The 8870-nt window shown below is 58.3% G+C and carries 10 protein-coding genes and 2 tRNA genes; 6 read left to right on the top strand and 6 right to left on the bottom strand.

The window, feature by feature from the left end; translation table 11 throughout:
• Positions 1-251: 251 nt before the first annotated feature.
• Positions 252-1352 (bottom strand): D-Ala-D-Ala carboxypeptidase family metallohydrolase, encoded by a 1101-nt coding sequence (locus PMI11_RS35610; RefSeq protein WP_007827437.1) that lies wholly within the window; start codon positions 1350-1352, stop codon positions 252-254.
• Between the two features lie 96 nt (positions 1353-1448).
• On the bottom strand, positions 1449-1889 hold the full coding sequence (gloA, locus tag PMI11_RS35605; protein ID WP_007827435.1) for a lactoylglutathione lyase: 441 nt from the start codon (positions 1887-1889) through the stop codon (positions 1449-1451).
• Positions 1890-2083: 194 nt separating this feature from the next.
• Between gloA and PMI11_RS35600 the strand changes: the two genes are divergently transcribed.
• From PMI11_RS35600 to PMI11_RS35580, 5 genes are all read left to right on the top strand, one after another.
• Positions 2084-2662 carry a cold-shock protein gene (locus PMI11_RS35600; protein ID WP_007827433.1) on the top strand — a complete coding sequence of 193 codons (579 nt, stop codon included), beginning with the start codon at positions 2084-2086 and terminating at the stop codon, positions 2660-2662.
• Positions 2662-3150, top strand: coding sequence for a DUF192 domain-containing protein (locus PMI11_RS35595; protein ID WP_007827430.1), 489 nt, complete (start codon positions 2662-2664; stop codon positions 3148-3150). The genes PMI11_RS35600 and PMI11_RS35595 overlap by 1 nt, the downstream gene beginning before the upstream one ends.
• A gap of 83 nt (positions 3151-3233) precedes the next feature.
• Positions 3234-3310 (top strand) — tRNA-Pro (locus tag PMI11_RS35590).
• 617 nt (positions 3311-3927) lie between these two features.
• Complete coding sequence (locus PMI11_RS35585) at positions 3928-4233, top strand: ETC complex I subunit (RefSeq protein WP_007827428.1); 306 nt, start codon at positions 3928-3930, stop codon at positions 4231-4233.
• Positions 4234-4290: 57 nt separating this feature from the next.
• A tRNA-Arg gene (locus PMI11_RS35580) sits at positions 4291-4367 on the top strand.
• Between the two features lie 149 nt (positions 4368-4516).
• Here the strand turns inward: PMI11_RS35580 and PMI11_RS35575 are convergent.
• Positions 4517-5041 carry a DUF992 domain-containing protein gene (locus PMI11_RS35575; RefSeq protein WP_007827426.1) on the bottom strand — a complete coding sequence of 175 codons (525 nt, stop codon included), beginning with the start codon at positions 5039-5041 and terminating at the stop codon, positions 4517-4519.
• 188 nt (positions 5042-5229) lie between these two features.
• On the opposite strand from PMI11_RS35575, the gene PMI11_RS37860 reads away from it, so the two are divergent.
• Positions 5230-5403 carry a hypothetical protein gene (locus tag PMI11_RS37860; protein WP_007827424.1) on the top strand — a complete coding sequence of 58 codons (174 nt, stop codon included), beginning with the start codon at positions 5230-5232 and terminating at the stop codon, positions 5401-5403.
• 328 nt (positions 5404-5731) lie between these two features.
• Here PMI11_RS37860 and PMI11_RS35570 read toward each other — a convergent pair whose 3' ends face one another.
• Genes PMI11_RS35570 through PMI11_RS35560 form a run of 3 tightly spaced genes read right to left on the bottom strand, consistent with a single transcriptional unit; the run spans position 5732 to position 8870 of the window.
• Entirely contained in the window at positions 5732-6505 is a 774-nt protein-coding gene (locus PMI11_RS35570; RefSeq protein WP_007827421.1) for an amino acid ABC transporter ATP-binding protein, read from the bottom strand.
• Between the two features lie 15 nt (positions 6506-6520).
• Complete coding sequence (locus PMI11_RS35565; RefSeq protein ID WP_007827419.1) at positions 6521-7666, bottom strand: amino acid ABC transporter permease; 1146 nt, start codon at positions 7664-7666, stop codon at positions 6521-6523.
• Position 7667: 1 nt separating this feature from the next.
• Positions 7668-8870 (bottom strand): amino acid ABC transporter permease, encoded by a 1203-nt coding sequence (locus PMI11_RS35560; RefSeq protein WP_007827417.1) that lies wholly within the window; start codon positions 8868-8870, stop codon positions 7668-7670.

Below are 8870 nucleotides of genomic sequence, written 5' to 3'. Positions count from 1 at the left end.
CGAACCCCTCTTTACAGAATGAAAATCTGTCGTCCTAACCGATAGACGAAGGGCGCGTGCTGTGGTGGCGCCCTTATAGTCAGGCACTTCCGATCCCGCAAGCGGCAAATTCGAAATTTTTCAAAAAAATGACAAGCTGTTTCCGCCTGTGGAAAATGAAGATTATTGCAGCCGAATCAAAGAGCTGCAGTGGTGGCCGGAAATCTCGTGCCGGCCGCTTCCCCCACGTTACTCTTTCAGAGGGGTGACGGTCAGATCGCCCTTGCCGAAGCAATCGGCGCGCTCTTGCGGCCGCAGCCCCAGTTCCAGTCTCGGGTATTGCCCGTGTCCAGATGGACCGAATCCGTGTGGCAATAGGTGCCGACGCCGCCGCGGTTCGGGAGCGACCGGATATATTGGGCGATATCCCATTTGCTGACGCCGTCGATCTGGATATCGGCTGCTTCGCAACTCTTGTGCATCGATTCCTCGGCGCCCCCGACTTCACGGTTGTGCTGCGGATCGCGGTAGCCTGACGTGACGACAACCGGCTTGCCGAAGTGAGTCTCGACTGTCTTGATGACCCGCATGAGATCGGGCTTGAAGCAGCCGACCTGGACGCTGTCGTTCTGCACATGCAGGCCGTTTGGCGCGACGCGCGTCATGCCAGGCAGCGATGCCTTCTGCAGGAGCCCGGAAAGGCTGCTGAGCAGGTTCTGCTTCGGCGCGCTGTAGAGCGCGTTCGTCGTCGATCCCGGAATGCTTCCGCCGGCAAGCGAGGCGGTCTGATCAGGTGCAAGCTTCGTGCTGGTATTCTGTGATGATTGCTGCGGCAACAACATCTCGCCTTGCTGTGGCTCGGGCGGCGCGCTGAACACGCTCGATCTTGGGCCAGCGTTCTGTGGTGCGTAGGCGTTCACGCCCTGCGGCTGGATGACCGTCGAGGTCGAATTGTTCTGCGGCAGCGGCTGATGATCGGAAAAGATGCTCATCGCCTGCGCATTGATTCGCGTCGACTGCATGACGAGGCCGCCGATATTGGCCGGCTGCTGCTGTTGCCTGGCCGGATCGACGGGCGGAGCGGCTGTTGCCGCATTCGGATCCTGCACTGCTGCCTGCGGATTGACACCGGAGACATTGGTCAGCATCGGATCGCGATAGAGCTGTTTCGACGCGGGGGACGATGCGGCAGGCATTGCCGCGGCGAGCTTTGGTGCCGGCTGTCCCTCCACAGCCGGTGTGGCGACGGCGGCCGAATCAAGCGCCTTCTTGTCGGAGACGCAGCCGGAAAGCGTCAGGATAGAGCTGGCGATCAGCAAAGCACCGAGAGCCTGCCGGCTCGGAGGGGCAATCCGCTTGTTGTTTCTGGTCAACCGAGAAATCTCCGGTGAATGCGGAAGGCGCCCGAAAGCGCGCTTCCGTTACGATAGAACCGGAGAATGCCTCGTGAAGCTTGCCTGCAGCTTGGCTTACCAGGCGCCGGTATTGCCCATGGACAGCCAGGGTTCGGCCGGGGCCAGTTTTTCGCCCTTCTGCAGGATCTCTATCGAGATGCCGTCGGGCGAGCGTACGAAGGCCATGTTGCCATCACGCGGGGGGCGGTTAATCGTAATACCACTGTCCATCAATTTCTGGCAGATCGCGTAGATGTCATCCACCTCATAGGCGAGGTGACCGAAATTGCGTCCTCCGGTATAATCTTCCGTGTCCCAGTTATAAGTGAGCTCTAGGCAAGGAGCTTTTTCGCTGCGGGCACGGTCGAGATCATCGCGAGCGGCCAGGAAAACGAGCGTGAAGCGGCCCTTCTCGTTCTCATGGCGGCGGATTTCCTCGAGTCCGAAGAGTGTGGTGTAAAAATGGAGGGAAGCGTCGAGGTCTTTGACGCGAACCATGGTGTGGAGATAACGCATTGTGTTTCCTCTCTCTATTTAGGCTAGCCCATCTGGAGTAACAGACGCCAGTTTCGGGCAAGTCATCGCTATAAAATGTACAGTTGGGAATAACCGAAAACTAGGACTTGCGCTTATCCGTTACCAAGATGTTAATCTTGATTTCAAGAATCAGTTAACCGTAACAGTGTGACGCGTATTGAGGGGCTGGCGACATGGCTGACAGGATTTCATCGAATGGCTTTACCGACCTTGAGGAGTTGTCGGGGGAACCGGTTGACCTCGTTGAAATCACCGGCGTGGTGAAATGGTTCGACGTGGCCAAGGGTTTTGGCTTCATCGTTCCCGACAATGGCATGCAGGACGTGCTGCTGCACGTAACCTGCCTGAGACGCGACGGCTATCAGACCATTCTTGAGGGCACCCGCATTGTCGCTCTCATCCAGCGCCGCGAGCGTGGCTTCCAGGCCTTCAAGATCCTCTCCATGGATCAATCGACTGCGATCCATCCCTCGCAGATGCCCCCGGTTCGCACCCATGTGCAGGTCACGGCAACCAGTGGCCTTGAGCGCGCCCTGGTGAAGTGGTTCAACCGCACCAAAGGCTTCGGCTTCCTGACGCGCGGCGAGGGCACGGAGGACATCTTCGTGCATATGGAAACGCTCCGCCGCTTCGGCCTCACCGAACTGCGCCCCGGCCAGGTGGTGCTGGTGCGCTTCGGCGACGGCGAGAAGGGCCTGATGGCTGCCGAGATCCATCCTGACGTTCCGAGCCCGGTTGGCCGGTCTCACTGATGCGCAGCCTGTTCTCCGTTGAGATGATGAGAAGCGCCTTCATGGCGCTTTTTTTCATGGTCGCCCTGCCGGCATTTGCACAGCAGGACATGCGCTTCGATAGAGAACCGCTGATCATCCAGACGGCTGCGGGCAAAATGCTGCACTTCACCGTAGAGATCGCTGCCACCGGCGACCAACGCGCCTACGGCCTGATGTTCCGCAAGACGATGGCCGAGGACGCCGGCATGATCTTCGATTTCGGCGTATCGCGGCGTGTCACTATGTGGATGGAAAATACCGTCCTGCCTCTCGACATGCTCTTTGCGGACGACAGGGGCGTGATCACCCATATCAAGGAAGACGCGACACCCTATTCTCGCGACATCATCGATTCGATGGGCGAGGTCCGATATGTGGTCGAGATAAACGCCGGCACCGCCCGCAAGCTCAATATCCGTCCCGGCGATCGTATCGTCAGCGCCACGACAACGAAAAAGGCGAAGTAAGCCTGTGAAATCTGCCGGCCTAGGTGGATTTATGGGGTTGCTAGGGCAGGGGGAAGCGTGTATTCCCGCTGCCAACAACGGCTCGGAGTGTAGCGCAGTCTGGTAGCGCATCTGGTTTGGGACCAGAGGGTCGGGAGTTCGAATCTCTCCACTCCGACCATGTTTTTCCCTATATCCCTACTGATTTGAGATCGGCGCCACAGGCTGTTGCCCTGGCGTCGCAAGGCGGCTTTTGGCATCGGGAACGTGCGACAATATCATTCACGTCGCAAAGCACGCCTGTCTAGGCGTGGCGTGATTCAGCCCTGAGCAAGCAGGCCGACATACTGGGCGTAGCTGATCGCCGCGTAAAAAAACGCAGTGATGCTGGCTCCAATCATGATGGCATGGAATTCTGCAGAGGTTCTCATAGCTCTCACCCGTGTCACAACGGTTGGTAGACACCCTAGTCGCCTATGCCGGCTATAACAATTAGAAAGCGATCAAAACATGCAACAATCCGAAACATTTCGGATTATGTAACAGGATTGCCCGCTTATCCACACCCGGCTGCGAAGAGGGCTGCGCCTAAGGCGCCCCGTATAAGAAACGCACGAAGCGGCAATCGGTTTCGCTCACCTGTCGATGCTGTGATAACGGCGCTTTTCCCTTGAAAAGACGAGGATTCGCGGATAATCAAAATTCACTTCTTGCTGCCATATTGGGATATGCAAGCGAGCCTGATCAGGGTTGATTTATGAAAGGCGGGCGCCGCCCGCATATCGGAGGCACTGCAGCATGTCTGCTAAGATCTATCGTCCGGCCAAGACCGCAATGCAGTCCGGTAAGGCAAAGACCCACCTCTGGGTGCTGGAATTCGATCAGGAGCAGCCGCGCACGATCGATCCGATCATGGGCTACACCTCGTCAGGCGACATGCGCCAGCAGGTCAAGCTGACCTTTGAAACGCAGGAACTCGCAGAAGCCTATGCCAAGCGCGGCGGCATCGAATATCGCGTGATCGCTCCGAAGGATCCCGTCCGTCAGGTTGTCGCTTATCCGGATAATTTCCGCTATACCCGTACCCAGCCCTGGACGCATTGATCCGTACGCGGTTCAAGACAGATATACCGCGTGTCGCAGGATCGCGACATGCGAGACGGCCCCTTAGCTCAACTGGATAGAGCAGCTGCCTTCTAAGCAGCAGGTCGCAGGTTCGAGTCCTGCAGGGGTCGCCACTTTTTCAGAATTTTCTAGATATCGCGCCATGACCGTGAACTCTGTTAGTGGCCAAGTGCAGCATTACAATCGGTAACAACAAATAAGCCGGCGGCGTATCGTCACATCCGATGCGCCGCCGGCCTTTGTTTTGTTGGCTCTTGCCGTCTTAGCCCTCGGGTGACAGCGTCATCGACGTGCCTGTCGCGGCAACATTGAGGCCGAGCTGGCCTGTGACGCTGATCGTCTGCAGATGGATCGAGCCGGAAGTACCGCCGAAGAGCACGTTGGTGCCGAGGCCGCCGACGAGCGTGGCTTCAGCGGTCGCGCCCTGGTAGAGGCCGGCCAACGAGCCGCGATGATAGCCGGCTGTCGGTGCGAAGACGGCCCAAAGCAGGCGACCACGCGTGGTGAAACCGAGATCCACGCCGAACTTGCGCAAAGCACCGCTGTAATGTTCAGGCGATTCGCCACGGCTCGTCGGCTGGAAGACGCAATCGATCTGCTTGGAAGAACCGAGCACATAGCCGACGCCGCCGCCGATCTCGCAATCGAGGTAACCGATCTTCACGCCCCCGCTTACATCGGGAGCTACCGGCGGCTCCGTCCGTACCAGGTCCGCCGCGCTGGCGCTCATGGCAAAGGCCTGGAGCAACGAGGCTGCGGCGATTGTGGTCGCGAGTATCTTTTTCATTTTCGTCTCCTGTGAATATCGCTGGAAGGATATAACGTCGGCTTTGTCATAACCAAGGCAGGAAAGTCTTTGCCGTCATTTTGGTTCCGACAGTCGCCTGCGCCAAGCTGCCGCGCCTATCTTTTATGGAACCCTATCGGCCTGCATCGGTTGTCCAGATCTCCATTTTTCAAACAATGGAGATCAGAATGAGCAAGACCAATGCAGACGACATCCGCAAGAAAACAGAGTGGCAGGTGGAGAATACTAGTGCCGGGGGACATCTCGGCGGAACTTATTTCGGCCAGCAGCCTGACGGCAAGACGGCCTCCACCAGCAGTTCCGAGGCACGAAAGTCACGGCCGAACGACGGCCGCAACTGACGTGAGGACGATCGCAACGGGCATTTGCGGCTGGCCCGAGAGGCCAGGCGCCTCATCCAAAGGTGCTATTTGTCCCAGGTTGAAACGCTCGAAGCCGGTAAATTTTAGGGTAGTTTAACCATGATCTTCTCTCGGCAGCTTCCCTGAAACATTCGCAGCCTGATGGCATTTAATTCGCACGGGCTAACCCAATGGAGGGTCGCCCGCTCGATCGAAGGTACGCGCTCCTCGGTTTCTTGCCGGAAGGTATCGGCTTCGGATGAAGGCTAGAACGCATGAAAAACCCGCCGGTAATCAGCCGGCGGGTTTTGGATGTTATACTGCCTGATCAGTGGAGGATCTGGCTGAGGAACAGTTTGGTGCGCTCGTGCTGCGGATTGTCGAAGAATTCGGCCGGCGAATTCTGCTCGACGATCTGGCCCTGGTCCATGAAGATCACGCGGTTCGCGACCTGGCGGGCAAAGCCCATTTCGTGGGTGACGCAGAGCATTGTCATGCCTTCTTCGGCAAGCCCCACCATCGTATCCAGCACTTCCTTGATCATTTCCGGATCGAGCGCCGAGGTCGGCTCGTCGAACAGCATGATCTTCGGGTTCATGCAGAGCGAACGGGCAATCGCCACGCGCTGCTGCTGACCGCCCGACAGCTGGCCCGGATATTTGTTGGCCTGTTCGGGGATCTTGACGCGCTTCAGGAAGTGCATGGCCACTTCTTCGGCCTGCTTCTTCGGCATCTTGCGCACCCAGATCGGTGCCAGCGTGCAGTTTTCCAGGATCGTCAGATGCGGGAAGAGGTTGAAGTGCTGGAACACCATGCCGACTTCGCGGCGCACTTCGTCGATCTTCTTGAGGTCGTTGGTCAGCTCCGTGCCGTCAACGACGATCCGGCCCTTCTGGTGTTCTTCCAGACGGTTGATGCAGCGGATCATCGTCGACTTGCCTGAACCCGAGGGGCCGGCGATGACGATGCGCTCGCCGCGCATGACCTTGAGGTTGATGTCGCGAAGAACGTGGAAGTCACCGTACCACTTGTTCATGTTGATGATCTCGACGGCCACATCGGTCGCCGACACGGTCAATTTCTTGGTGAGAGGCTCTGCCATTGCGGGTTCCTATTCTTATCGTTTGTGGCCGGTGTCGAGATGGCGTTCCATGAATGCTGAATAGCGCGACATGCCGAAGCAGAAAAGCCAGAAGGTGAAGCCGGCGAAAATCAGCCCGGACAGCGGCGTCACGGCCGTTGCCCAGTTCGCGTCGGTGAAGAAAAAACGAACGATGCCGAGGAGGTCGTACATGCTGATGATCGACACCAGCGACGTATCCTTGAACATGCCGATACAGGTGTTGACGATACCAGGGATCACCAGCTTGATCGCTTGCGGCAAGATGATCAGCCTCATCTTCTGCCAATAGCCGAGACCGAGCGAATCGGCGCCCTCGAATTGACCCTTCGGAATGGCTTGCAGGCCGCCACGAATGACTTCGGCCATATAGGCGGAGGCGAAAAGCGACACGCCGACAATCGCGCGCACAAGCTTGTCCACCGTCCAGCCCGCAGGCAGGAACAGTGGTAGCATGACACTTGCCATGAAGAGCACCGTGATCAACGGCACACCACGCACGACCTCAATGAAAATCGTGCTCACCATGCGAATAACCGGCATGTGCGAGCGCCTGCCGAGTGCCAGGATAATGCCGAGGGGGAAAGAGACCGCGATGCCGACGAAGGAGAGCACCAGCGTCACCATCAGCCCGCCCCAGCGCGGAGTCTCGACGATTTCGAGGCCAAATCCACCGTAAAGCAGAACGAAGGAAACGATCGGCAGCACTATGAAGAGCAGGACAGCATTGAGGCCCTTGCGCGGTACCGAAGGGATGAGCATCGGTACCAGCAAGAGTATGAAGAGAATGCCAACCAGCGTGGGCCGCCAGCGCTGGTCGAGCGTGTAGCCGCCGTAGATGATCTGGTCGAACTTTGCGCCGATGAAGGCCCAGCAGGCACCGCTCCAACCATCTGGCTGAACACCACCCTGAACGGTGGTCGCACAGAAGGTACGGTCTGACCCGGTCCAGACCGCCTGCACGAACAGCCAGTTGAAGGCATGTGGCAGAGCCCAGGCGAGGAAGGTTACTGCCAGTAGGGTAAGGACAACGTCCTTGGGCGTTGCAATCAGGTTGCGGCGGATCCAGGCGCCGGCACCCTTTTCCCCGGGCGGCGGTGGCTCTTGAGCCAGCATGGTGGTTCTGATAAAACTGTTGCTCATCTCATCTCTCCACCAGTGCCATCTTGGCGTTAAACCAGTTCATCAGCAGCGATGTCACGATGCTGATGGCGAGGTAGATGACCATCCAGATCAGGATCACTTCGACGGACTGGCCGGTCTGGTTCAGCGTCGTGCTGCCGACAGCAACGAGATCGGCAAAGCCGATCGCGATCGCCAGCGACGAGTTCTTGGTGAGGTTCAGATACTGGCTGCTCAGAGGCGGAATGATGATGCGGAAAGCCTGCGGAATGACCACTAGCCGCGTGATCGCCGAAGGATGCAGGCCGAGTGCGGCCGCCGCTTCCGTCTGTCCCTTGGGCACGCCGCGGATGCCCGAGCGCACGATCTCGGCTATGAAGGCCGCGGTGTAGAAGGAAAGCGCCAGGAAAAGCGACATGAATTCCGGGCCGACCACCGAGCCGCCGGTCAGATTGAACTTGCCGGCGACCGGGAAATCAAAAGATATCGGTGCGCCTGCGAGCAGGAAGGCAATGAGCGGCAGGCCGACGATGAGGCCGATCGAAACCCAGATCGTGTGGAACGGCTGACCTGTCGCTGCCTGCCGACGATGCGCCCACCGTGCGGTGATAACAGTGGCGATGATCGCGACAGCGAAGGCAACGCCGACCAGCCAGAAACCGTCGCCGAAGATCGGCTTTGGGAAGGCGAGGCCGCGATTGTTCAGATATGATCCGAGGGGGAGATGCAGCGAGTCACGGGCATTGGGCAGGATCGCCAGAACGCCCGAATACCAGAAGAAGATCACCAGCAGCGGCGGGATGTTGCGGAAGACTTCCACATAGACCGTGCAGAGCTTGGCAATCAGCCAGTTCCGCGACAGACGGCCGATACCGATGACGAAGCCAATGATCGTTGCCGTGATGATACCGGTCACGGCGATCAGGATCGTATTCAGAAGGCCGACGAGCAGCGCACGGCCATAAGTCGAATCACTCGAATACGGGATCAGCGACTGGCCGACTTCGAAGCCGGCGCGTCCGTTCAGAAAGCCGAAACCCGATGCAATGTTGGCGCGCGCCAGATTGACTGCCGTATTGTGGGCAATCGACCAGACCAGCGCGACCAGCAAGACAATGGTAAGGACTTGGAAGAAGATGCCCCGAATTGTCGGGTCATAGAGGGCAGACTGGAAGCTCCAGCCGCTCCTGGGCAAAGATGTTGAATCCGCAACCTGATGCGTCAT

Source organism: Rhizobium sp. CF142 (assembly GCF_000281145.1).
GTDB lineage: Bacteria > Pseudomonadota > Alphaproteobacteria > Rhizobiales > Rhizobiaceae > Rhizobium.
This window is presented reverse-complemented; position numbering and strand designations above follow the sequence as displayed.